General features: G+C 68.1%; 20 protein-coding genes. 13 read left to right on the forward strand and 7 right to left on the reverse strand.

What is annotated here, in order from left to right:
• Positions 1-164: 164 nt before the first annotated feature.
• A complete protein-coding gene (locus BMZ25_RS03435) occupies positions 165-2,144 on the reverse strand; it encodes a bifunctional 2',3'-cyclic-nucleotide 2'-phosphodiesterase/3'-nucleotidase (protein WP_092688487.1) in 1,980 nt (659 codons plus the stop codon).
• A 161-nt stretch (positions 2,145-2,305) separates the two neighbouring features.
• Between BMZ25_RS03435 and nudC the strand changes: the two genes are divergently transcribed.
• Together nudC and BMZ25_RS03445 are read left to right on the forward strand one after the other, a co-directional pair.
• Positions 2,306-3,259, forward strand: coding sequence for an NAD(+) diphosphatase (gene nudC / locus BMZ25_RS03440; RefSeq protein WP_092688490.1), 954 nt, complete (start codon positions 2,306-2,308; stop codon positions 3,257-3,259).
• A gap of 34 nt (positions 3,260-3,293) precedes the next feature.
• Complete coding sequence (locus BMZ25_RS03445; RefSeq protein ID WP_092688493.1) at positions 3,294-3,764, forward strand: SRPBCC family protein; 471 nt, start codon at positions 3,294-3,296, stop codon at positions 3,762-3,764.
• Between the two features lie 7 nt (positions 3,765-3,771).
• Here BMZ25_RS03445 and BMZ25_RS03450 read toward each other — a convergent pair whose 3' ends face one another.
• Complete coding sequence (locus tag BMZ25_RS03450) at positions 3,772-4,605, reverse strand: prephenate dehydratase (protein WP_092688496.1); 834 nt, start codon at positions 4,603-4,605, stop codon at positions 3,772-3,774.
• Between the two features lie 139 nt (positions 4,606-4,744).
• On the opposite strand from BMZ25_RS03450, the gene BMZ25_RS03455 reads away from it, so the two are divergent.
• From BMZ25_RS03455 to BMZ25_RS03475, 5 genes are all read left to right on the forward strand, one after another.
• Positions 4,745-5,260, forward strand: coding sequence for a c-type cytochrome (locus tag BMZ25_RS03455; RefSeq protein ID WP_092688499.1), 516 nt, complete (start codon positions 4,745-4,747; stop codon positions 5,258-5,260).
• A 175-nt stretch (positions 5,261-5,435) separates the two neighbouring features.
• On the forward strand, positions 5,436-7,331 hold the full coding sequence (locus BMZ25_RS03460; protein WP_092688502.1) for an extracellular solute-binding protein: 1,896 nt from the start codon (positions 5,436-5,438) through the stop codon (positions 7,329-7,331).
• A gap of 6 nt (positions 7,332-7,337) precedes the next feature.
• Complete coding sequence (locus tag BMZ25_RS03465; RefSeq protein WP_092688505.1) at positions 7,338-8,417, forward strand: microcin C ABC transporter permease YejB; 1,080 nt, start codon at positions 7,338-7,340, stop codon at positions 8,415-8,417.
• A gap of 3 nt (positions 8,418-8,420) precedes the next feature.
• Positions 8,421-9,608, forward strand: coding sequence for an ABC transporter permease (locus BMZ25_RS03470; protein WP_092688508.1), 1,188 nt, complete (start codon positions 8,421-8,423; stop codon positions 9,606-9,608).
• 22 nt (positions 9,609-9,630) lie between these two features.
• Positions 9,631-11,238: an ABC transporter ATP-binding protein gene (locus tag BMZ25_RS03475; RefSeq protein WP_092688511.1), complete on the forward strand. Its 1,608-nt coding sequence runs from the start codon at positions 9,631-9,633 to the stop codon at positions 11,236-11,238.
• 102 nt (positions 11,239-11,340) lie between these two features.
• Here BMZ25_RS03475 and BMZ25_RS03480 read toward each other — a convergent pair whose 3' ends face one another.
• Together BMZ25_RS03480 and BMZ25_RS03485 are read right to left on the reverse strand one after the other, a co-directional pair.
• Positions 11,341-12,723: a D-alanyl-D-alanine carboxypeptidase family protein gene (locus BMZ25_RS03480; RefSeq protein WP_092689450.1), complete on the reverse strand. Its 1,383-nt coding sequence runs from the start codon at positions 12,721-12,723 to the stop codon at positions 11,341-11,343.
• A gap of 260 nt (positions 12,724-12,983) precedes the next feature.
• On the reverse strand, positions 12,984-13,682 hold the full coding sequence (locus BMZ25_RS03485) for an HAD family hydrolase (RefSeq protein WP_092688514.1): 699 nt from the start codon (positions 13,680-13,682) through the stop codon (positions 12,984-12,986).
• Positions 13,683-13,822: 140 nt separating this feature from the next.
• Between BMZ25_RS03485 and clpS the strand changes: the two genes are divergently transcribed.
• From clpS to hemF, 4 genes are all read left to right on the forward strand, one after another.
• Positions 13,823-14,143, forward strand: coding sequence for an ATP-dependent Clp protease adapter ClpS (gene clpS, locus BMZ25_RS03490; protein ID WP_092688517.1), 321 nt, complete (start codon positions 13,823-13,825; stop codon positions 14,141-14,143).
• A 24-nt stretch (positions 14,144-14,167) separates the two neighbouring features.
• Entirely contained in the window at positions 14,168-15,151 is a 984-nt protein-coding gene (locus BMZ25_RS03495; RefSeq protein ID WP_092688520.1) for a class I SAM-dependent methyltransferase, read from the forward strand.
• A 25-nt stretch (positions 15,152-15,176) separates the two neighbouring features.
• Complete coding sequence (locus BMZ25_RS03500; protein ID WP_092688523.1) at positions 15,177-15,983, forward strand: SDR family NAD(P)-dependent oxidoreductase; 807 nt, start codon at positions 15,177-15,179, stop codon at positions 15,981-15,983.
• 91 nt (positions 15,984-16,074) lie between these two features.
• Positions 16,075-16,968: an oxygen-dependent coproporphyrinogen oxidase gene (hemF, locus tag BMZ25_RS03505; protein ID WP_092688526.1), complete on the forward strand. Its 894-nt coding sequence runs from the start codon at positions 16,075-16,077 to the stop codon at positions 16,966-16,968.
• A gap of 16 nt (positions 16,969-16,984) precedes the next feature.
• Here hemF and BMZ25_RS03510 read toward each other — a convergent pair whose 3' ends face one another.
• Together BMZ25_RS03510 and hemE are read right to left on the reverse strand one after the other, a co-directional pair.
• Positions 16,985-17,410 carry a PPC domain-containing DNA-binding protein gene (locus BMZ25_RS03510; protein ID WP_092688529.1) on the reverse strand — a complete coding sequence of 142 codons (426 nt, stop codon included), beginning with the start codon at positions 17,408-17,410 and terminating at the stop codon, positions 16,985-16,987.
• A gap of 29 nt (positions 17,411-17,439) precedes the next feature.
• Positions 17,440-18,465: a uroporphyrinogen decarboxylase gene (gene hemE / locus BMZ25_RS03515; RefSeq protein WP_092688532.1), complete on the reverse strand. Its 1,026-nt coding sequence runs from the start codon at positions 18,463-18,465 to the stop codon at positions 17,440-17,442.
• Between the two features lie 94 nt (positions 18,466-18,559).
• Here hemE and hemC point away from each other — a divergent pair, with 94 nt between their 5' ends.
• Positions 18,560-19,504 (forward strand): hydroxymethylbilane synthase, encoded by a 945-nt coding sequence (hemC, locus tag BMZ25_RS03520; protein ID WP_092688535.1) that lies wholly within the window; start codon positions 18,560-18,562, stop codon positions 19,502-19,504.
• A gap of 42 nt (positions 19,505-19,546) precedes the next feature.
• Here the strand turns inward: hemC and BMZ25_RS03525 are convergent, their stop codons facing one another.
• Positions 19,547-20,251 (reverse strand): DUF599 domain-containing protein, encoded by a 705-nt coding sequence (locus tag BMZ25_RS03525; RefSeq protein ID WP_177190369.1) that lies wholly within the window; start codon positions 20,249-20,251, stop codon positions 19,547-19,549.
• Between the two features lie 89 nt (positions 20,252-20,340).
• Between BMZ25_RS03525 and BMZ25_RS03530 the strand changes: the two genes are divergently transcribed.
• On the forward strand, positions 20,341-21,780 hold the full coding sequence (locus BMZ25_RS03530) for an FAD-linked oxidase C-terminal domain-containing protein (RefSeq protein WP_092688538.1): 1,440 nt from the start codon (positions 20,341-20,343) through the stop codon (positions 21,778-21,780).
• The last annotated feature ends 60 nt before the right edge of the window (positions 21,781-21,840 follow it).

Below are 21,840 nucleotides of genomic sequence, written 5' to 3' on the forward strand. Positions count from 1 at the left end.
CGTGGCCGATTATTGATTCTAGTGACCAATTATTGATCGGCACGACGTCGGGCGTCTACTTTTTGTGCGCCTTGCGGTCCATCGCCTTGAGTGTGCGCCAGTGCCGCACGAAAAATGGGCGGCCCGCGGGGCCGCCCGATGCGTATCGTCTGCAACTTGTGCGGTCAGAGCGTGATGCGCATACGCTTGAAGCCCTCGGCCGTGACCTCTCCGGTGTCCTCGATGTCGACGCCCTCGACATCGTCGACATATTTTGCCGCGCTGGGGCCTGTGGTGAAGATAACGCTCGTGTCCTCCATCGGGGCAAAGCGCCAGTTGCCGTCCGCCGACGGCTGGATCGTGCCCTGATCCACGATGTAGCGGACGATTACGTCGCGGTTGGTGTCGGGCGCTTCGAAGATCGTCGTGTCGCCGCCCGCGCCGGGGAAGTTGCCGCCGCCGCCCGCACGGTAGTTGTTGGTGGCGATGACGAACTCGTCCTCCGGCGCGACAGGGGCGCCCTCGTATTGCAGGTTCACGATGCGGTTGGCGTCGGGGTTGGCGACGTTGCCCTCGGAATCGTACTTCGACGGTTCGCTCAGGTCGATCTGGTAGGTCACCCCGTCGATGACGTCGAAATTGTAGCTTGGGAAATCGGGGTTCAGCAGCGTGGCGTCCGTCGCGCCGGGATCGATCTGTTGGAACATGCCCGCCGAGCGCTCGAGCCAGTCCTTCACCTGCTGGCCCGTCACCCGCACCGCCCGGACGGTGTTCGGGTAGAGGTAGAGGTCGGCGACGTTCTTGATCGCCACATCGCCCTTCGGCACGTCGGTATAATAGTCGGGCCCGCCGCGGCCCCCGGCCTTGAACGGCGCCGCGGCGGACAGGACGGGCAGGTCGGCGTGCTCGGTGCCCTCCAGCATTTGCTCGATGTACCAGCGTTGCGCGTTGCTCACGATCTGGACCGAAGGGTCGTCGGCCACCAGCGCGAAATACGAGTGCAGCGGCGCGGCGGTCTTGCCCACGGCGCGGCGCACGTAGTCCAGCGTCTGCTGGTGGGCCTCGGCGACCGCTGCCAGTACCGGCTCGCGGCTTTCGACGGTCGGCGTCACCTCGTCGTCGCCGCGCTCGACGATGGGGCGCGTCTCGACCGCGTGGTTCAGCACCCGCCAGCCGTTGCCCTCCCGTTCCAGCATCAGGTCGATGACGCCAAGATGTGAGCCCCAGAACCCGGCCATGACCGCCGGCGTGTCGTGCAGCGTGGCGTTCTGAAGGTCGACGCCCGCGAAATCCTCGTAGCTGGGCGAGGGGAACACGAGATGGCTGTGGCCGGTCATGATGGCGTCGAAGCCGTCGATCTGGCCGAGCGCGGTCGAGGCGTTCTCCATCATCTCTTCCTGGGTCGGCGCGCCGATGCCCGAATGACTGAGCGCCACGATGATGTCTGCGCCTTCCTCGCGCATCTGCGGCACGTAGGCGCGGGCGGTGTCGACGATGTCGCGTGCGGTGACGTTGCCTTCAAGGTGCTGCCGGTCCCAGTTCATGATCTGCGGCGGCACGAAGCCGATGATGCCGACGCGGATGGGGTGCGTCTCGCCGGCGCCGTCGGTCACCTCGCGGTCGAGGATGATGTAGGGCCGGATCAGCGTGGTGTCGGCGGTCGGGGTGCCACCCTGCTCCTTGACAACGTTAGCCGAGACGACGGGGAAATCCGCGCCGTCAAGCGACTTCATCAGGAAGTCGAGCCCGTAGTTGAACTCGTGGTTGCCGAGGGTCGAGGCGTCGATGCCCACGGTGTTCATCGCGGTGATGACGGGGTGCATGTCGCCCTCCTTCATCCCGCGCTCGTAGGCGATGTAGTCGCCCATCGGGTTACCCTGCAGGAAGTCGCCGTTGTCCAGCAGCATCGAGTTCGTCGCCTCGGCCCGGATGTCGGCGATGTGCGCGGCGGTCCGTGCCAGCCCCACGGTGTCGACGGGTTTGTCGGCGTAGTAGTCGTAGGGATAGACGTGCACGTGCAGATCGGTCGTCTCCATCAGCCGCAAGTGGGCCTGCCCCGCCGCCGCGCGCGCCGAGAACGGGTGCAGCATGATCATCGTGCCGCCCAGGGCGGAGGTCGTCATGAACCGGCGGCGCGACATCTGCGGTGGTGTTGCGGTGGGCATTGGTAACTCCTGAGTTGCGCGGGTTCAGGTTAATCCGAAAACGGGACCGCCTCTCAATGCTTTCGTGAGGGCAGGGGACGCCGCGACAGGCCGCGCCGGCGCATTGTCCTTTTCCCCGGCCCGTGGCAGCTAAGGCGTGACGGGAAACGGAGGAACGGGCGATGCGGCTTGCCGAAACGGTGACATTCGGCGGTTCCGGACTGGACCGTGCCGCCCATCTGCGCGCCGATGCCGACGCCATCGCCCGGCTCGCCGCCGACCCGGCGGCCGGCGTCCTGCTGTTGTGGAAGGGCAAGCCGCTGTTCCGGGGCGCGGGGCTGGCCTGGCTGCCGGCGGACAACCCGGTCGCGCAGCGAGGGACGCCGTCGGTCTTTCTCGGGTTCGACGACGGCGCGCCCCGGTTCGCGGCCGACCTCTCGGCGTGGGAGCCGTCAGAGCGGCCCGATACGCTGGGCGCCTTCCACGACCCCTCGGAGCAGACGCACCCGGGCCTGCCCGACGATCATGCCTTCGCCGAGCTGCGCAATCGTATGACCGACCTCACCCCGCGCGAGGCCGAGCTGGCCGCGACCGCGCGGGGCATCCTGACATGGCACCACACCCACGGCTACTGCGCCCGTTGCGGCGCCCCCAGCCGCCCGATCCAGGCGGGCTGGCAGCGCGAGTGTCCGTCGTGCACGCGCCGGCATTTCCCGCGCACCGACCCGGTGGTCATCATGTTGATCACGCGAGGCAACAGCGTTCTGCTCGGCCGCTCGCCCCACTGGCCTGAGCGGATGTATTCGCTCCTCGCCGGGTTCGTGGAGCCGGGCGAGACGGTCGAGGCTGCGGTACGCCGCGAAGTGTTCGAAGAGACCGGCGTGCGCGTCGGAGAGGTCGAATATCTCGCCTCGCAGCCCTGGCCCTTTCCGGCGTCGCTGATGCTGGGATGCCGCGGCACCGCCGTCAGCACGGATATCGAGGTCGATCCGGTCGAGATCGAGTCGGCCCGCTGGGTGACCCGCGAAGAGCTTATGGATGTCTTTGCCGGACGCCGGGACGACATCGCCGCCGCGCGGGAAGGGGCGATCGCCCAGTTCCTGTTGTCCAACTGGCTTGCGGACCGGCTGGATTGACCCGACCAGAGCGTGATCAGGAGGATCGGCGGAGATGAAGTTCTCAACCCGCACCGACGTCCAGGCGCCGCACGACTTCGTCTTCGCTTCGGTCTCGGATTTCGAGTATTTCGAGCGGCAGGCCCTGCGGCGCGGCGTCAAGTTGCGGCGGACCGACGGGTTCGGCGCCCGCGGGCAGGGCGTCGCCTGGACGGGCGAATTCACCTATCGCGGGCGGCAGCGCGAGGCCGAGGCGCAGGTGGCCCAGTTCGATCCCGGCACCTTCTACACGATCGAGGGGACGACCGGCGGGCTTGAGGTCACCTACCGCGTCGAGGTGATCGCGCTGTCCCGCAGGCGGTCGCGCCTGATGATGTCGATCGACCTGCGCCCGCAGACCCTGTCGGCGCGGCTGCTGGTGCAGTCGCTGAAGCTGGCGAAGGGCAACCTGTCGCGCCGGTTCGAGACGCGGGTGGCGGAGTATGGTGCGAAGCTGGCCGACCGCCACGCCGCGCGGGCGGTCTGAGCCCGGCTCAGTGCCGGCGCGGGTCGGCGGGGTAGACGCCCAGGATCGTCACTTCGGAGGTGAAATAGTCCAGCTCCGCCAGCGCCAGCTGCAGGTTCTCGTCGTCGGGGTGTCCCTCGACATCGGCATAGAACTGCGTCGCGGTGAACGAGCCGTCGACCATGTAGCTTTCCAGCTTGGTCATGTTGACGCCATTGGTCGCGAAGCCGCCCATCGCCTTGTAGAGCGCGGCAGGGATGTTGCGCACGCGGAACACGAACGAGGTGATCATCCCGTCGTCGCCCCGGCGGCTGAAGTCGGCCGTCGGCGCCATGATGAGGAAGCGGGTCGTGTTGCGGTCGTGATCCTCGATGTGGCGGGCCAGCACGGTGAGGCCGTTGATCTCTCCGGCCAATTCCGAGGCCAGCGCGGCCTGGCTGGGATCGCCCGCCTCGGCCACCGCGACCGCCGATCCGGCGGTGTCGGCGCCGGTCACGGGCCCGATTCCGTGCTCGCGCAGGAACTCGCGGCACTGGCCCAGCAGGACGGTGTGGCTCATCGCCGTCTTCACCTCTTCCAGCGCGGTTCCCGGCACGGCGAGGAGGTTGATGTGCACGCGCACGAAGGCTTCGCCCACGATGTGCAGCCCCGAGGAGGGCAGCAGCGAGTGGATGTCGGCGACCCGGCCGTAGGTCGAATTCTCGACCGGCAGCATGGCGTAGTCCGCCGCGCCGCTGCGCACCGTCTCGATCGCGTCCTCGAAGGTCTTACAGGCTATGGGCTCGAGGTCGGGGCGGGCCTCGCGGCAGGCCTGGTGGGAGTATGCGCCGGGCTCTCCCTGGAACGCGATGCGTCCGGTCATGTCACCTCTCTGTCGCTTGCCGGCCACGGCGCGCGGGACAAAAGAGGGCGCCGGGCGTTTGGTCGCGGTGCATATCGCTTGAAAGCCGGGGCCGGAAGCGGATACATGGCGCCCGACACCACACGGGACGGAACGCGACATGTTCGACACAATGACAGGCGTGAAGGTCGTTGGCAGCTTTTGCGGCGCCCTTCTGATCCTTCTTCTTGGCAAATGGGCGGCTGAAGGCCTGTATCATGTCGGCGGAGGCCATCACGGGGAAGAGCAAGCCTATTCGATTCCGGTCGAGGAAGGCGGCGGCGGCGAGGAAGAGGCCGAGCCCGAGCAGGACTTCGCGACGGTGTTCGAACAGGCCAGCGCCGATGCCGGCGAGCGAGTCTACACCAAGTGCCGGTCCTGTCACAATCTGGATGGCTCGAACGCCACCGGCCCTCACCTGGACGGCGTCGTGGGCCGCGAGGTCGCCTCAGTCGAGGGCTTCAGCTATTCGGGCGCGCTGGTCGAGGTGGCCGACGTCTGGTCGCCGGAGAACCTCAACGGCTTCCTCGAAAGCCCGCGCGACTATGCACCGGGCACGCAGATGGGCTTTGCCGGCCTGTCCAGCGTCGAGGACCGCGCGAACCTGATCGCCTATCTCGAGACGACCGGCGGCTGAGCGCCGGTGGTTCGGGAACGCATGGAAAACCGGCCCCGGCGGCCGGTTTTTTCTTGTTCGGCCCGTTTCACACGCGGTCACGGAGTTTCGTCTTGAACATCCGCGGCACGCGAAATTAGCCTACCGTGATGTCGGAGTCCCGTCTCCGATCCAGCCCGACGAAGGAGCCTCCGTCATGGCGCAATGCCGATTCCCCAGACATTCCGTCTTAGCCTTGGCGCTCTCGACCGCTGTCTGCGGTCTGGCCGGCGCCGCGGCGGCCCAGGAAGAGCCGTCCGAAGGCACGGGAGAGGGCGGCGAGACCATCATCACCGCGCACGGCTTCTCCGACCTCGGGGACATGAAATACGGCCCCGACTTCGATCATCTCGACTACGTCAATCCGGACGCGCCGAAGGGCGGCGAGATGTCGGTCTGGGCGCGCGGCACCTTCGACAGCATGAACCCATATTCCCGCCGCGGCCGCGCCCATTCCTTCGCTTCGCTGCCCTACGAGCGGCTGATGACCAGCACCGCTGACGATCCCTATGCCAGCTACTGCCTGCTGTGCGAGACGATCGAGTATCCCGAAAGCCAGGAGTGGGTGATCTTCAACCTGCGCCCCGAGGCCACGTTCTCGGACGGCACCCCGCTCACCGCCGAGGACGTCGCCTATACCTTTCGCCTTTTCCTGGAGCAGGGACTGCCCTCTTTCTCGTCCGCGGTGAAGCGTCTGATCCCGGAGGTCGAGGTACTGGACGAGCATCGGGTCAAGTTCCACTTCAACCCGGACGTCCCGCGCAAGGGCTTGATCTCGCAGGCCGGCGCGGCGATCGTCATGCAGAAGGACTGGTTCGAGGAGACCGGCGCGCGGCTGGATGAGAGCCGGCTGACGCAGTCGCCCGGCTCGGGCCCCTACGTGGTCGACGAGGTCGAGGTGAACCGTCGCATCACGGTCGAGCGCAACCCCGACTACTGGGGCGCCGACCTTCCGATCATGCAGGGCCGCGCGAACTTCGACACGATGCGGGTCGAGTTCTTCGCCGACAGCAATGCCGCGCTCGAGGGGTTCAAGGCCGGCGCCTATACCTTCCGGCAGGAGACGAGCTCACTCACCTGGGCGACGCAGTACGACTTCCCCGCGATCGAGAACGGCACCATCGTCAAGGAAGAGCTGCGCGACGGCACGCTGCCGGCTGCGACGGGGATCGTGTTCAACACCCGCCGCGAGAAGTTCCAGGACCCGCGGGTGCGCGAGGCACTGGCGCTGATGTACAACTTCACCTGGACGAACGAGACCTTGCAATACGGCCTGTTCGAGCAGCGCAGTTCTTTCTGGCAGGACAGCGACCTGGCCGCCAGCGGTCCGCCCGAGGGGCTGGAACTGGAGTATCTCGAGGATGTCTCGGACCTGATCGAGCCGTCGATCCTGACGACGCCCGCCGTCACCCCGCACGAAAGCGGCGACCGGCAGCTTGACCGGGGCAACCTGCGCAAGGCGACGCGTCTGATGCAGGAGGCCGGCTGGGAGATCGGCGATGGCGGCATGTGGCGCAAGGACGGCCAGACGCTTCAGGTCGAGTTCCTGGCGAACAACCCCGCGCTGAGCCGCGTCTTCACGCCCTATATCGACAATCTCCAGCGGCTGGGCGTGGATGCGCGCTACAACCGGGTGGACGACGCGCAGTATACCGACCGGACGCGCGACGGCGATTTCGACATCATCTATGACTATTACCTCAACGGTCTCGAAGAGGGGCTGGGCCTGAGCCAGCGCTATGGCTGCGAGGACGCCACCGACAGCGTCTTCAACCCGGCGGGGTTCTGCAACGAGGCCGTCGACAAGCTGATCGACGAAGTGATCGAGTCCGACTCGGTCGAAGAGATGCAGGCCGCCGTGCGCGCCATCGACCGGATCATGCGGCACGAGCGGTTCATCGTGCCGGTCTACTACAATGACAGCTACTGGGTCGCCTACTACGACATGTACGAGCATCCCGATCCCCTGCCGCCCTACGCATTGGGTGAAACGGACTTCTGGTGGCATGACGCCGAAAAGGCCGAGGAACTGCGCGCGTCGGGGGCGCTCTGATCCGGCATGGGCGCCTACATCCTTCGCAGATTGCTGCTGATCATCCCGACGCTCTTGGGGATCATGGTCCTCAACTTCGTCCTGACGCAGTTCGTCCCCGGCGGGCCGATCGAACAGGTGATCGCCCAGGTCGAGGGCGGCGGTGACGTCTTTGCCGGGATCTCGGGCGGGGGCGGCGACGCCGCCTCGGCCGCGTCGCAGAGCGAATACGCCGGCGCCCGCGGCCTGCCACCCGAATTCATCGAACAGCTCGAGCGCGAGTTCGGCTTCGACAAGCCGCCGCTCGAACGCTTCCTGACGATGATGTGGAACTACATGCAGTTCGACTTCGGCGAGAGCTACTTCCGCTCGATCAGCGTTGTGGATCTTGTGCTGGAAAAGATGCCGGTGTCGATCTCGCTGGGCCTGTGGTCCACGCTGATCGCCTACCTGATCTCGATCCCGCTGGGCATCCGCAAGGCGGTGAAGGACGGCATGCCCTTCGACACCTGGACCAGCGGCATCATCATCGCGGCCTACGCGATCCCCAGCTTCCTCTTCGCCATCCTGCTGCTGGTGGTCTTCGCCGGCGGGTCGTACCTGCAATGGTTCCCGCTGCGGGGGCTGACCTCGGACAACTTCGAGAGCTTCACGGTCTGGGGCAAGATCGTCGATTACATCTGGCACATCGCGCTGCCGGTGATCGCAACGACGATCGGCGCCTTCGCCACGCTGACACTGCTGACGAAGAACTCGTTCCTCGACGAGATCAAGAAGCAGTACGTCATCACCGCCCGCGCCAAGGGCCTGACCGAGCGGCGGGTGCTCTACGGGCACGTGTTCCGCAATGGCATGCTGATCGTCGTCGCGGGCTTTCCGGCGGCGTTCATCGGTATCTTCTTCGAGGGCAGCCTGCTGATCGAGACGATCTTCTCGCTCGACGGGCTGGGACGGCTCGGGTTCGAGGCCGCGGTCGCGCGGGATTACCCGGTGATCTTCGGCACGCTGTTCTTCTTCGGGCTGGTCGGTCTGGTCGTCGGGCTGATCAGCGACATGATGTACGTCCTGATCGATCCCCGGATCGACTTCGAAGCGCGGGAGGGCTGAGGCATGGTAGCCGAACCGAACCCGCTTCCGCCCAGCCCCGGCGCGGGGCAGGAGCCGCCCCCGGTGCCCGAGCGGCGCCGGCGCCCGGTGCTGTCCCCGTTGAACCAGCGCCGCTGGCGCAACTTCCGCCGCAACGGCCGCGCCTTCTGGTCGCTGATCATCTTCGCGATCCTGTTCGGCCTGTCGCTGTTCGCCGAGTTCATCGCCAACGACAAGCCGATCCTCGTCAGTTACCGAGGCGAGATCTTCACGCCCGTCTTCAACTTCTACCCCGAGACCGCGTTCGGCGGCGATTTCCGGACCGAGGCCGTCTATACCGACATCGAGGTCCAGTGTCTGATCGCCTCGGGCGGCATGGTCGAGTGCTTCGACGATCCCGAAGGCATCATCGAGAGCGGCGAGGTGGCCGAAGAGGACGGTCAGCCCGTCGAAGCGGGGTGGAGCCTGTGGCCGCCGATCCCGTATTCCTACGACACGATCGCGGATCTCGGTCGCGCGGCGCCATCGCCGCCCGACGGCGACCACATCCTCGGCACCGACGACACCGCGAGGGACGTGGCCGCGCGGGTGATCTACGGGTTCCGGCTGTCGATCCTGTTCACGCTGATCGTGACGGTCCTGACAACGATCATCGGGATCGCCGCCGGCGCGGTTCAGGGCTTTTTCGGGGGCAAGACCGACCTGATCTTCCAGCGGGTGATCGAGGTCTGGGTGTCGACGCCACGGCTCTACATCATCATCATCCTGTTCGCGATCCTGGGCCGAAGTTTCTGGCTGCTGGTGTTCGTCACGGTGCTGTTCGGCTGGCCGGCGCTGGTCGGCGTGGTCCGGGCCGAGTTCCTGCGGGCGCGCAACTTCGAGTACGTGCGGGCGGCCAAGGCGCTCGGCGTGTCGAACCTGACGATCATGTTCCGCCACATGCTGCCGAACGCCATGGTCGCGACGGTGACGCTGCTGCCGTTCCTGATCACCGGCACGATCAGCACGCTGGCCGGGCTCGACTTCCTCGGCTTCGGCCTGCCATCCTCGTCGCCGTCGCTGGGCGAGCTGACGCTGCAGGCCAAACAGAACCTCCAGGCGCCGTGGCTGGGCTTCACCGCATTCTTCACCTTCGCCATCATGCTGTCGCTCCTCGTCTTCATCTTCGAGGGCGTGCGCGACGCGTTCGACCCCAGAAAGACCTTCCAATGACGCAGACGCGGGGTGCCGCCCGATGAGCCCGGTTCTCGACGTACGCGACCTCACCGTCCATTTCCGCCAGGACGGGGCCGAAACCGCCGCGGTGCGTGGCGTGTCCTTCCAGATCGAAGAGGGCGAGACCGTCGCGCTGGTGGGGGAATCGGGCTCGGGCAAGTCGGTGACGGCACTGTCGACCGTGTCCCTGCTGGGCGACAGCGCGCGCCTCGGCGGGCAGATCACCTATCGCGGGCAGGACATGGTCGGCGCCAGCGACAAGCGGCTGCGCAAGGTGCGGGGCAACGACATCAGCTTCATCTTCCAGGAGCCGATGACCTCTCTCAATCCGCTGCACACGATCGAGAAGCAGCTTCGCGAGGCGCTGGCCCTGCACCAGGGGCTGACCGGCGCCGCGGCCGAGGCGCGCATCCTCGAGCTGATGGACGAGGTCGGGATCGCCAACGCGGCCGACCGCGTGGGGGCGTTTCCCCACCAGCTGTCGGGCGGACAGCGCCAGCGGGTGATGATCGCCATGGCGCTGGCGAACGACCCGGACCTGCTGATCGCGGACGAACCGACGACGGCGCTGGACGTGACGATCCAGGCGCAGATCCTCGACCTGCTCTACCGCCTGAAGCGGTCGAAGGGCATGTCGATGCTGTTCATCACCCACGACCTTTCGATCGTGCGAAAGTTCGCCGACCGCGTCTGCGTGATGAAGGACGGCGAGATCGTCGAGCATGGCCGGACGTCCGAGATCTTCGACCGGCCCGAGCATCCCTATACCAGGATGCTGCTGGGCGCGCAGTCCACCGGCACGCCCGAGCCGGTGCCGCAAGAGGCCGAGACGGTGGCCGAGACACGCGACCTGCGGATCTGGTTTCCGATCCAGAAGGGCTTCCTGAAGCGCACGGTCGGCTACGTGAAGGCGGTGAACCAGGCGAGCCTGAGCGTGCGTGCCGGAGAGACCGTCGGCATCGTCGGCGAATCCGGTTCCGGCAAGACGACGCTGGCGCTGGCGATCATGCGCCTGATCCCCTCGCAAGGGCAGGTGCTGTTCCTGGGCGACGACATCCAGGGCTGGAAATCCCGGCACCTCCGGCCGTTGCGCAAGGCGATGCAGATCGTCTTTCAGGACCCTTATGGCTCTCTCAGCCCGCGGATGACGATCGAGGAGATCATCGCCGAGGGCCTGGCCGTCCACGGGCGCCCCGACGGCCGCAGCCAGCGAGAGCTGGTGACCGAGATCATGGCCGAGGTCGGGCTCGACCCCGCGACGATGCACCGCTATCCGCACGAGTTCTCGGGCGGCCAGCGTCAGCGCATCGCCATCGCCCGCGCGATGGTGCTGCGGCCCAAGCTGGTGGTGCTGGACGAGCCGACGAGCGCGCTGGACATGACGGTGCAGGTGCAGATCGTGAAGCTCCTGCGCGACCTGCAGCAGAAATACGGGCTGGCCTATCTGTTCATCAGCCACGACCTGAAGGTGGTCCGCGCGCTGAGCCACGAGGTCATCGTGATGAAGGACGGCGACGTGGTCGAGGCGGGCCCGGCCGAGCGGGTGTTCGACGCGCCCGAGACCGCCTACACCCGCGCGCTGATGGCGGCGGCCTTCGACCTCACCAGCACCAACAGCGCCGCCTGAGCCATCCGGCCGAGGCGGCGCCTGCGGGGCCGGGAGATGGGGGCGCTGCCCCCGTCCGCCTTTCGGCGGACTCCCCCGGGATATTTCGGGACAGAAGAAGGTTCAGCCGGGACCGAACGTGTCGCATTCGACATCGCGTGCGGCGAGGCGGCGGCAGGCCAGGGAGGCCTGTTCGGCGCTCATGCCGACAAAGTTCGCCTCGAAGCCGCGGGGCTTGCGGACGACCTTGCGCAGGGCGTCGTTCAGGGTGCCGATCTCGAGCAGCGCGGTCTTCAGCAGCATCCGCTCGGCATGGTAGCGCGAGCCGTAGCGGCCGACATTGATGCCCCAGTGCCGTCCGCCCGACGTCGAGAGGCGCGTGACCACGCGGAGCTCTCCGTCGGGATCTGCGGCGCCTTCGGCCGGTGTGGCGGGCGCGGCCTCGGCGACCTGGCGCGCGGGGCGCGGCTGCGGCGTGACCGAGATCGTGCGCACCGCCTGCGGCGCGGCGGCCGCGTCGGCGAGGGTGGAAGGGGCCGTCTTCGGCGTATCGGCCACTTCGGCCACGGCCTGCTTGATGTCCTCCTTCAGCGCCACGACGACCTCGTCCGAGAGCGTGGTCGCCGGGGCGCCGGGGCGCGATCGCGGCCGGAGCGAGCGGGCGAGCACCGCAATCGCCGGGGCCGCCCGGCCCACGCCGGCGGCACCGGCGGCGGGGTAGGGCACCGGCGCGGGGCGGTTGATGGCGACGCGGGTCGGTGCCCGGCTGAAGCCGAGATCGAGGAGTTCGGCCACCTTGGCATTGCGCGAGGCGGAGGAGCGTCCGCCGAACACCGTGGCGATGATGCGCTCGCCCCCGCGATCCGCCGAGGCGACGAGATTGAAGCCCGCCGCGCGGGTATATCCCGTCTTGATCCCGTCAGCGCCCTTGTAGGCCCCGAGCAGGCGCCGGTTTGTGTTGGCCACCTCGCGGATCCCGGCATGCGTCGTGCGGCGGGAGAACAGGTTGTAGTACTGCGGATAATCGAAGAACAGCCGCCGTCCGAGCAGGGTCATGTCCCGCGCCGTGGAGAGGTGCCCCTCTTCGGTGAGTCCGTGGGCGTTCTTGAACGTGGTCCGGGTCATCCCGAGCGCCTTGGCAGTGCGGGTCATGCGGCGGGCGAAGGCGGCCTCGGACCCTTCGAGCGTCTCGCCGATCGCCGTTGCGGCGTCGTTCGCCGACTTCACCGAGGCGGCGCGGATCAGGTAGCGGAAGGCGATGCTCTGCCCTTCGCGCAGGCCGAGCTTGGAGGGCGGCTCGGCGGCCGCGTTCTTGGAGATGCGGACCTTCTCGTCGAGGGAGACCTCGCCGTTCTCCACCGCCTCGAAGGCGATGTAGAGGGTCATCATCTTGGTCAGCGAGGCCGGGTGCAGCCTCGTGTCGGCGTTGTTGGAATGAAGTACTTCGCCCGAACGGGCGTCAATCACCATCGCGGCGTAGGGAGCGGCCTCGGCCCGGTGCGGCATCGCTGCAAAGATGCACAGGGCGATAAGACACGCCGATCCTGCCCGGATCCACTGCGTCAGTCGCGGTTCCACGGAATCCTGCCTTTTCACTGCCTCGCCGACCGGTTTTGTTTTCTGGTCGGCATTTATAGGAGAAAGCGTAGCACAGGTGCGTGATCGCGGAAATCCCCTTAATTCAGGCCCTTTTGCGGCGGCCTTGATCCGGGGCGCGGTATATCTGGGGGTGTCTCGGGGCCGGACGACGAGATATGTCCGCGGGGCTAGTCCAGCCCGTCCCAGAGCGCCGGGAGGGCGCCGAGCGACTCGATCCGCCGGAATCGCGGATGCGCCAGGGGTACCTCTGCGCGTTCGAGCGCCCATTCCAGTTCGAACGGCACATGCACGCCCCAACCGCCGGCCTCGAGCGCGGGATGGATGTCGGAGCGCAGGGAATTGCCGACCATCATCGCCCGCTCCGGCCCGTCGCCGTGGCGGTCGAAGATGCGGGCGTAGAGATCGGGGGTCTTCTCGGACACGATCTCGACCCGGTCGAACAGGTCGCCCAAGCCGGACTGCGCCAGCTTGCGCTCCTGATCCAGGAGGTCGCCCTTGGTGATCAGCAGCACGGTGAACCGGTCGGCCGCGGCGCGCACCGTTTCCTCGGCATGGGGCAACAGGTCGATCGGATGCTCCAGCATGTCGTGGCCGGCCTCGATGATCTGCCGGATCACGCTGCCGGGGACGCGGTCGTCGGTGACCTCCACCGCCGTCTCGACCATCGACAGGATGAACCCCTTGATGCCGTAGCCGTAGCGGCCGAGATTGCGCCTCTCGGCGGCCAGAAGGCGGTCTTCGAGATGGGCCTTGTCGGCATGATCGCCGAGGATGGTGGCGAATCGCTCTTGCGTCAGGCGAAAGAATGTCTCGTTGTGCCAGAGCGTGTCGTCGGCATCGAAGCCGATGGTTGTCAGACGCGTCATCGGCGTGATCCTCGTGTCGCGGATTGGGGCCCTCAGCGGGCCGGACCCCTTTTCAGGCGGGCTGCGATTCCTATATCGTCGCTTCAACCCACCCGCAAATGCCCCTTCGGAGACACGGTTTGACGGCTGATCCTCATCTCATGTCGGACAAGGACGATCCGGCCGACGACGACGCTGGGGTCATCCTCGAGACGCGGCGCAAGACCCAGCGTCCGCCGCTCTACAAGGTGATGCTTCTGAACGACGATTACACGCCGATGGAGTTCGTCGTGCACGTCCTCGAGCGGTTCTTCGGCATGACCCATGCCCAGGCGTTCGAATTGATGCTGACGGTCCACAAGAAGGGCGTGGCCGTGGTCGGCGTATTCTCGTTCGAGGTCGCGGAGACGAAGGTCGCCCAGGTGATGGATTTCGCGCGCCGCCACCAGCATCCGCTGCAATGCACCATGGAAAAGGAGTAGGCCGGCCCTGCGCCGCCGTCCGCCATGTTGTCCACGAGGCTTGAGCTTGCCGCCGCGCGCGGACTGACGGACGCCCCCGGAGAGGGGCGCGTCGCCGTGTTCGGCGCCCGCTCGCCCGAGGCGCTGGACGTCTGGTCGCGCGACCGGGTTCGCGTGATGCAGGGGAACCGCCCCGAGCATGACGCACTGGCGCAGGGCGGCTGGACCGTAGGGTCGGGCGATCCCGGGCCGGCCGACATGGCGCTCGTGGTGCTGCCGCGCTCCAAGGCGGCGGGGCGTGACCTGGTGGCGCGGGCGGCCGCGGCGGTGGGGGACGGGCCCGTGCTGATCGACGGGCAGAAGACCGACGGGGTCGAGTCCCTGCTGAAGAGCCTGCGCGGCCGGGCCGAGGTCGGCGAGACCATCGCCAAGGCGCACGGCAAGATGTCCCTGGTGCGGGCGCTCGACGTGGCGGACTGGCGTGCGGTGCCGCAAACCGGGTCGGAGGGTTTCGTCACCGTGCCGGGCGTGTTCTCGGCCGACGGCATCGACCGGGCCTCGCGGATGCTGGCTGATGCCCTGCCCGAACGGCTGTCGGGCGACGTGATCGATCTTGGCGCAGGCTGGGGCTATCTCGCCGCGCGCGTGCTGGAGCGAGAGGCCGTGCGCAGCTGCCACCTGGTCGAGGCGGACGCCGCGGCGCTGGAGTGCGCCCGGCGCAACGTGACCGATGACCGGGCCGTTCTCCACTGGGCGGATGCGACGGCGTTCACGCCGGAGGCGCGGGTCGGCACCGTGGTGACCAATCCGCCGTTCCACACGGGGCGCGCTGCCGAGCCCGACCTGGGGCGCGCCTTCATCGCAACGGCGGCGCGGTGTCTGATGCCCTCGGGTTCGGTGTGGCTGGTGGCCAACCGCCATCTGCCCTATGAGCGGACGTTGGCAGATCTGTTCATCGAGGTGGACGAGGCAGGCGGCGACGCGGGGTTCAAGATTCTTCACGCGCGCCGGCCGAAACGCAGCCGCTGAGCGCGGCGAGGCAAGGGAACCGGACATGGGGTTTTCGATCCAGGGCAAGACGGCGATCGTCACCGGCGCCGCGAACGGCGTCGGTCTGGCCATCGCGCGGCATTTCGTCGAGCGCGGGGCCAACGTGATGTTCGCCGACATGGACGAGCAGCGGTTGGCCGATGAGATCGGCGAAGTGCAGGACGAGAAGGGCGCGAGCCGGTACTTTGCCGGCGACCTGCGCGAACGGCTGACGGTGGCGAACCTGCTGTCGGCGACGATCGACGCGTTCGACCGGATCGACATCCTCGTCAACGCGTCGCGGCAGATGGCCGTCTCGGACCCGCTCGCGGCCGAGGACGACACGATCGAGACGCTGTTGCAGCAGAATCTGATGACCTCGCTCCGGCTGAGCCAGAGCGTCGCCAAGCGCATGATCAAGCAGTCCGAGGACGCCGAATCGGGGGGGGCGGCGGGGTCGATTATCAATTTGTCGTCCATTGCGGCGCGGCGGACGCGGCCGGAATTGCTGGCGTATTCGGTGAGCGCGGCGGCGCTGGACCAGGCGACGCGGTCGCTGGCGGTGGCGCTGGCGCCGAGCCGGATCCGGGTCAACGCGGTGGCGTTCGGCAGCGTGATGTCGGCCAGCCTGCGCGGGGCGATACGGGATAATTCCGTTGCGCGAGAAGAGATTATCGGGAACACGCCGCTCAAGCGGATCGCCAGTCCGGGCGAGGTCGCGGAGGCGGTGCAGTTCCTCGCCTCGGACGCGGCGGCCTTCATGACGGGCCAGATCATGACCATCGACGGCGGCCGCACGCTGCTGGATGTCTGCGACACGCCCGCCCATTGAGCGATGCACGGCGCGTACACCGGACGTGCACGGGGCGTGCACAACGCGGCATACGATCGGCGGACCGGGACACGAACCTGAGAGGGGCAGGATGAGCGACGAGATGCTGGACCAGAAGGCGCGGGCCTCGGCCTGGTTCCGGGCACTGCGGGACGAGATCGTCGCCGCGTTCGAGGACGTGGAGAGCACCCAGGTGGAAGGCCCCCTTGCCGGGGACGAGCCGGGCCGCTTCGAGGTGTCCGAGACCAAGCGGACCTCGGAGGACGGATCGGACGCGGGCGGCGGCCTGATGAGCGTGATGCGTGGCGGCCGGGTGTTCGAGAAGGTCGGCGTCAACGTCTCGACCGTCTATGGCGTGCTGGGCGAGAAGGCGCAGGCCGCGATGGCGGCGCGCAAGGGGATTCCGGGCATGGCGTCCGACCCGCGGTTCTGGGCCTCGGGGATCAGCCTTGTCGCGCACATGCAGAACCCGCATGTCCCCGCCGTCCACATGAACACGCGCATGTTCTGGACGCCCAATGCCTGGTGGTTCGGCGGCGGCGCCGACCTGAATCCCTGCCGGGAATACGCCGAGGACACCGCGCATTTCCACGCCGAGCTGGAGCGGCATTGCGCCCGGCACGGCGAGGAGATCTATCCGCGCTACAAGGCCTGGGCCGACGAGTATTTCTACATCCCGCACCGCAAACGGGCGCGCGGGGTCGGCGGCGTGTTCTACGACGATCACAATACCGGCGACTGGGAGGCGGATTTCGCGCTGACCCAGGATGTCGGGCGGGCATTCCTGCCGGCCTTCCTACCGCTGGTCGAGGCCCGGCGCGGGACCGGGTGGACCGACGCCGACCGCGACGCGCAGCTTGTCCATCGCGGGCTCTATGCCGAATACAACCTGGTCTATGACCGGGGCACGAAATTCGGGCTGGAGACGGGGCACGATCCGGACGCGGTGCTGATGAGCCTGCCGCCGCTGGCGAAGTGGATCTGAGGCCGGGCGGCGGCCCTCAGGCCGGGCGGATCACCAGTTCGGCATAGCCGGTTTCGACATCCCTCTCGCGCGAGAAGCGCGCGGCGTCGGTGACGCCGAGAATCAGCTCGGCGGTGGTGCGGACGGGGCAGCCCGTCAGCAAGTGACCGCCATACACCGCACAGCCGGCATCGGACACGGCGAGGTGCAGATGCGGCCCGTCCGGCGAGAGCGTGCCCGACAGCGACACGATTTCCAGCGGACCGGGAAACTCGACGGCGTCGTCGCGCCCGGCGGGGCGCAGGCGGGCATGGGTCAGGCTGCCGACCTGCGCCACGATGAACCCGGCGCTTGCGCCGGACCGGCGGAACGCGTCGTCGAGGGCGCCGCGCAGGTCGGCCCCCGGCGTCAGCCGCAGGGCGACGTGGCGGGTGTGCGTGGCGGGCCAGTGGGTGCGGTGCATGGACAGACCCCCTGCGTTCCCCGTGCCGGTCAGCCGCGAAGCTCTTCGAGCATTTTCGTGACGTTGTCGGGATCGGCGTCGGGCGTGATGCCGTGGCCAAGATTGAAGATGTGTGGCCCGCCGGAGAAGGCGTCGCGGATGCGCTTGGTCTCGGAGATCAGCGGCGGCCCCCCGGTCACCAGGAGCGAGGGGTCGAGGTTGCCCTGCACGCAGCCCGCGGGCTGCACCACCTCGGCCGCCCACTCGGCAGAGACCGACTGATCCAGCGCGACGCAATCCGCACCGGTGGCGGCGTGAAAGCCCTCGTAGGCCGCCCGCGCCTCACGCGGGAAGGCGATGACGGGCAGGCCGGGGTGGCGCTCCTTGAGCGCCGAGATGATGCGGCGGGCGGGCTGCACGGCGTATTGCTCGAAATCAGGTCCTTCGAGCGAGCCGGCCCAGCTGTCGAACAGCTTGACCGCCTCGGCGCCGGCGTCGGCCTGGGCCGAGAGGTATTCGATCGTGGCGTCGGTGATCCGCTGCATCAGCCGGTCGAAGACCTGCCGATCGCAGTTCTTGAGCGTGTGGGCCGGCCCCTGGTCGGGCGTGCCGCGCCCGGCGATCATGTAGGTGGCCACCGTCCACGGCGCCCCGGCGAAGCCGATGAGCGTGGTGTCGGCGGGCAGTTCGCCGCGCAGGATGCGGATCGTCTCGTAGACCGGCGAGAGACGCTCGTGCACGTCGGCGGCCGGTTTCAGCGCCTCGAAGTCCTTTTCGCCCTGCACGGTCGAGAGACGCGGTCCCTCGCCCTTGACGAACCACAGGTCGGCGCCGAGCGCGTCGGGCACCAGCAGGATGTCGGCGAACAGGATCGCCCCGTCGAAACCGTAGCGCCGGATCGGCTGAAGCGTGACCTCGGCCGCGAGCTCGGGCGTGTAGCAGAGCGTCAGGAAATCGCCCGCCTTCTCGCGCACCTGCTTGTACTCGGGCAGGTAGCGGCCCGCCTGCCGCATCATCCAGACCGGCGGCGTCTCCAGCGTTTCGCCCGCGAGCGCGCGCAGCAATGTCTTGGTCATGTCCGCTCCCTTGACGTTTGGACGGTGGTCGGGGCCGTCGGGGTGAATGTCAAGCGCGGTTGTCAGCCGCGGCGGGCGGAGATAATCGGGGGACATGGCACCCCGTACCCCCACCCCCGACGCGCCCCTCAACATCGGCACCCGCGGCTCGCCCCTGGCGCTGGCGCAGGCGAACGAGACCCGCGACCGCCTGGCGACCGCCTGGGACCTGCCGTTCGAGGCATTCACGATCGTCGTCATCAAGACCACCGGCGACCGCGTGATCGACCGCCCGCTGCGCGAGATCGGCGGCAAGGGCCTGTTCACGCGCGAGATCGAGGAAGCCCTGCGGCAGGGCGAGATCGACATGGCCGTCCACTCGATGAAGGACATGCCGACCGAGCAGCCCGAGGGGCTGGTGCTGGACACCTACCTGCCGCGCGAGGATCCGCGCGACGCCTTCATCTCGCTCGGGGTCTCGGGCATCCCGGCGCTTGGCGAGGGCGCGGTCGTGGGCACGTCGAGCCTGCGGCGCAAGGCGCAGCTGCTGAACCGGCGGCCCGACCTGCAGGTGGTGGAGTTCCGGGGCAACGTGCAGACCCGGCTGAAGAAGCTGGCCGACGGCGTGGCCGAGGCGACGTTCCTGGCAATGGCCGGGCTGAACCGGCTGGACATGCCCGACGTGCCGCGCACCGCCGTGCCCGACACCGAGATGCTGCCCGCCGTGGCGCAGGGCGCCATCGGGGTCGAGCGGCGCAGCGACGATTCGGACCTGGCCGAGATGCTGGCCGCGATCCACGATGCCGAGACGGGCACGCGGCTGGCGGCCGAGCGCGCGTTCCTCGCCGCGCTGGACGGCTCGTGCGAGACGCCGATCGCGGGGCTGTCGGAGCTGGACGGCGGGACGATTCGCCTGCGCGGGGAAATCCTGCGCACCGACGGGACCGAGGCGCTGTCGGACGCGATGGAGGGGCCGGTCGAGGACGGCCCCGAGATCGGCCGCGTGCTGGCGCAGGGGCTGCTGGCGCGTGCGGGCGAGGGCTTTTTCGACTGGACCTGACGGAGCCGGGGTGCGGCGTCGTGTCCCGGTCCGGGGCGGGAGTCAGTGCCCTTCCGGCGGGTCCAGCAGGACCGTGCGCGCGCCCGAGGCGAAGTCGCGCCACCACAGCAGCAGGACCACCAGCGCCGCCGCCACCATCAGCGGCACCGGTCCCAGCAGCCAGGCCAGCGCGCCCAGAGAGAAGTACATCGACCGCAGCCCCCGGTTGAAGGCGCGGGCGGCGCGGATGTTGATCTCGGCCGCCTGGGCGGCGCGGGGATAGACCCGCTTGTCCGAGATGTCGTTCGGCACCGACGCCATCAGCACCGCGCAATAGCCGAACAGCCTGTTGGCCCAGACGAACTTGAGAAAGCCGTTGGCCAGGAACAGCACCACCGGCGCCAGGCGCAGCTGGTAGAGCAGGTCGGGCCGGTCGCCGGCATGCAGCCCCTCGGCGACGCCCGAAAGCCGCTCGGCGTTGCCCATCAGCGCCAGCACGCCGCCGATGCAGATCACGCAGGTCGAGGCGAAGAACGAGGTGCCCTGGCGCAGCGACGACAGGATCGTGGCGTCGAAGATCCGCGGCTGGCGGGTGACGAGCTCGTGCATCCAGGCGCGGCGGTAATCGGCCATCAGCACCGTGACCGAGGGGCGTGCGGAATCGGGATGTTCGATCCACCAGCCGATCGCCAGCCACGCGCCGCCCAGCAGCGCCAGAGCCGCCAGGTCGAGCATGGTCAGAAAGGCGGGCAGGTCCATCGCCGTCATGGCCCGCATCCTAGGTCGCGTCCGCTACGGTTGCCAGTGGGGGAAATTGGTTATATCTTTTTACCAATCGAGCCGAGGGAGGCGCCGCGATGCAGATGCCAGAGCCAAACGCCGACATCCTCTCGCGCAAGGCGCGGGTGGTGGAGCGGCTGTCCGCCGTGCTGCCGGAAGACGCGGTGATCCACGAGGATCACGAGTTGAAGGCCTATGAATGCGACGCGCTGACGGCCTATGCCTGCCCGCCCCTGGCCGCGATCCTGCCGGGATCGACCGAGGAGGTCGCCGCGGCGCTGCGAATCTGCCACGAGGAGCGGGTGCCGGTTGTGCCGCGCGGGTCGGGCACGTCGCTGGCGGGGGGCGCGTTGCCGACGGCGGACAGCGTGATCCTGGGCGTGGCGCGTCTGAACGAGGTGATCGAGACGAACTATCCCGACCGCTACATCCGGGTGCAGACCGGGCGCACCAACCTGAGCGTCACCGGCGCCGTCGAGGAGGACGACTTCTTCTACGCGCCCGACCCGTCGTCGCAGCTGGCCTGCGCCATCGCCGGCAACATCGCGATGAATTCGGGCGGGGCGCATTGCCTGAAATACGGCGTCACCACCAACAACCTTCTGGGCGTCACAATGGTGCAGATGGACGGCACGGTCGTCGAGATCGGCGGCGCGCACCTGGATGCGGCGGGATACGACCTGCTGGGCGTGATCTGCGGCTCGGAAGGGCAGCTGGGCGTGGTGACCGAGGCGACGCTGCGCATCCTGCGCAAGCCAGAGGGCGCGCGGCCGGTGCTGATGGGCTTCGCGTCGTCCGAGGTGGCGGGCGCCTGCGTCAGCGACATCATCAAGGCGGGCGTGCTGCCCGTGGCGATCGAGTTCATGGACCGCCCCTGCATCCGCGCGACGGACGACTTCTCGGGCGCGGGCTATCCCGATTGCGAGGCGCTGCTGATCGTCGAGGTCGAGGGCTCGGACGGCGAGATCGACGAGCAGATCGGCCTGATCAGCCAGATCGCCCGGCGCCACGACCCGGTCGAGCTGCGCGAGGCCGCCGATGCCGACGAGGCGGGGCGGATCTGGCTGGGGCGCAAGTCCGCCTTCGGCGCCATGGGACAGCTGGGCGACTATATCTGCCTCGACGGGACGATCCCCGTCAGCGAGCTGCCGACGGTGCTGAACCGGATCGGCGCGCTGGCAGAGTCCTACGGGCTAAGGGTGGCGAACGTGTTCCATGCCGGCGACGGCAACATGCATCCGCTGATCCTGTTCGACGCCAACACCCCGGGCCAGCTGGAGACGGCGGAGGCGCTGGGCGCGGACATCCTGCGGCTCTGCGTCGAGGTGGGCGGCTGCCTGACCGGCGAGCACGGCGTCGGCGTCGAGAAGCGCGACCTGATGAGCCACCAGTTCACCGCGGAGGACCTGGAGGCGCAGATGCGGGTGAAGGACGTGTTCGACCCCGCGTGGCTGCTGAACCCCGCCAAGGTGTTCCCGCTCGAGTCGTCGCGGGGACGGCGCGGGATGGCGGCGTGAGCGGGGGCGCTGCCCCCGTCGCCTGCGGCGACTCCCCCGGGATATTTCAAGGACAGAAGA

Source organism: Tranquillimonas rosea (assembly GCF_900111315.1).
Lineage (GTDB): Bacteria > Pseudomonadota > Alphaproteobacteria > Rhodobacterales > Rhodobacteraceae > Tranquillimonas > Tranquillimonas rosea.

Excerpts from the sequence above, each read along its gene's own strand:
- BMZ25_RS03485 (WP_092688514.1), bottom strand. The coding sequence starts at position 13,682 with ATGACGCGTCTGACAACCATCGGCTTCGATGCCGACGACACGCTCTGG.
- BMZ25_RS03450 (WP_092688496.1), bottom strand. The coding sequence starts at position 4,605 with ATGACCGGACGCATCGCGTTCCAGGGAGAGCCCGGCGCATACTCCCAC.
- BMZ25_RS03470 (WP_092688508.1), top strand. The coding sequence starts at position 8,421 with ATGGTAGCCGAACCGAACCCGCTTCCGCCCAGCCCCGGCGCGGGGCAG.
- BMZ25_RS03445 (WP_092688493.1), top strand. The coding sequence starts at position 3,294 with ATGAAGTTCTCAACCCGCACCGACGTCCAGGCGCCGCACGACTTCGTC.
- BMZ25_RS03495 (WP_092688520.1), top strand. The coding sequence starts at position 14,168 with ATGTTGTCCACGAGGCTTGAGCTTGCCGCCGCGCGCGGACTGACGGAC.
- BMZ25_RS03530 (WP_092688538.1), top strand. The coding sequence starts at position 20,341 with ATGCAGATGCCAGAGCCAAACGCCGACATCCTCTCGCGCAAGGCGCGG.
- BMZ25_RS03525 (WP_177190369.1), bottom strand. The coding sequence starts at position 20,251 with ATGACGGCGATGGACCTGCCCGCCTTTCTGACCATGCTCGACCTGGCG.
- hemC (WP_092688535.1), top strand. The coding sequence starts at position 18,560 with ATGGCACCCCGTACCCCCACCCCCGACGCGCCCCTCAACATCGGCACC.
- BMZ25_RS03435 (WP_092688487.1), bottom strand. The coding sequence starts at position 2,144 with ATGCCCACCGCAACACCACCGCAGATGTCGCGCCGCCGGTTCATGACG.
- BMZ25_RS03510 (WP_092688529.1), bottom strand. The coding sequence starts at position 17,410 with ATGCACCGCACCCACTGGCCCGCCACGCACACCCGCCACGTCGCCCTG.
- BMZ25_RS03460 (WP_092688502.1), top strand. The coding sequence starts at position 5,436 with ATGGCGCAATGCCGATTCCCCAGACATTCCGTCTTAGCCTTGGCGCTC.
- BMZ25_RS03475 (WP_092688511.1), top strand. The coding sequence starts at position 9,631 with ATGAGCCCGGTTCTCGACGTACGCGACCTCACCGTCCATTTCCGCCAG.
- BMZ25_RS03455 (WP_092688499.1), top strand. The coding sequence starts at position 4,745 with ATGTTCGACACAATGACAGGCGTGAAGGTCGTTGGCAGCTTTTGCGGC.
- hemE (WP_092688532.1), bottom strand. The coding sequence starts at position 18,465 with ATGACCAAGACATTGCTGCGCGCGCTCGCGGGCGAAACGCTGGAGACG.
- clpS (WP_092688517.1), top strand. The coding sequence starts at position 13,823 with ATGTCGGACAAGGACGATCCGGCCGACGACGACGCTGGGGTCATCCTC.
- BMZ25_RS03480 (WP_092689450.1), bottom strand. The coding sequence starts at position 12,723 with ATGCCGCACCGGGCCGAGGCCGCTCCCTACGCCGCGATGGTGATTGAC.
- BMZ25_RS03500 (WP_092688523.1), top strand. The coding sequence starts at position 15,177 with ATGGGGTTTTCGATCCAGGGCAAGACGGCGATCGTCACCGGCGCCGCG.
- BMZ25_RS03465 (WP_092688505.1), top strand. The coding sequence starts at position 7,338 with ATGGGCGCCTACATCCTTCGCAGATTGCTGCTGATCATCCCGACGCTC.
- hemF (WP_092688526.1), top strand. The coding sequence starts at position 16,075 with ATGAGCGACGAGATGCTGGACCAGAAGGCGCGGGCCTCGGCCTGGTTC.
- nudC (WP_092688490.1), top strand. The coding sequence starts at position 2,306 with ATGCGGCTTGCCGAAACGGTGACATTCGGCGGTTCCGGACTGGACCGT.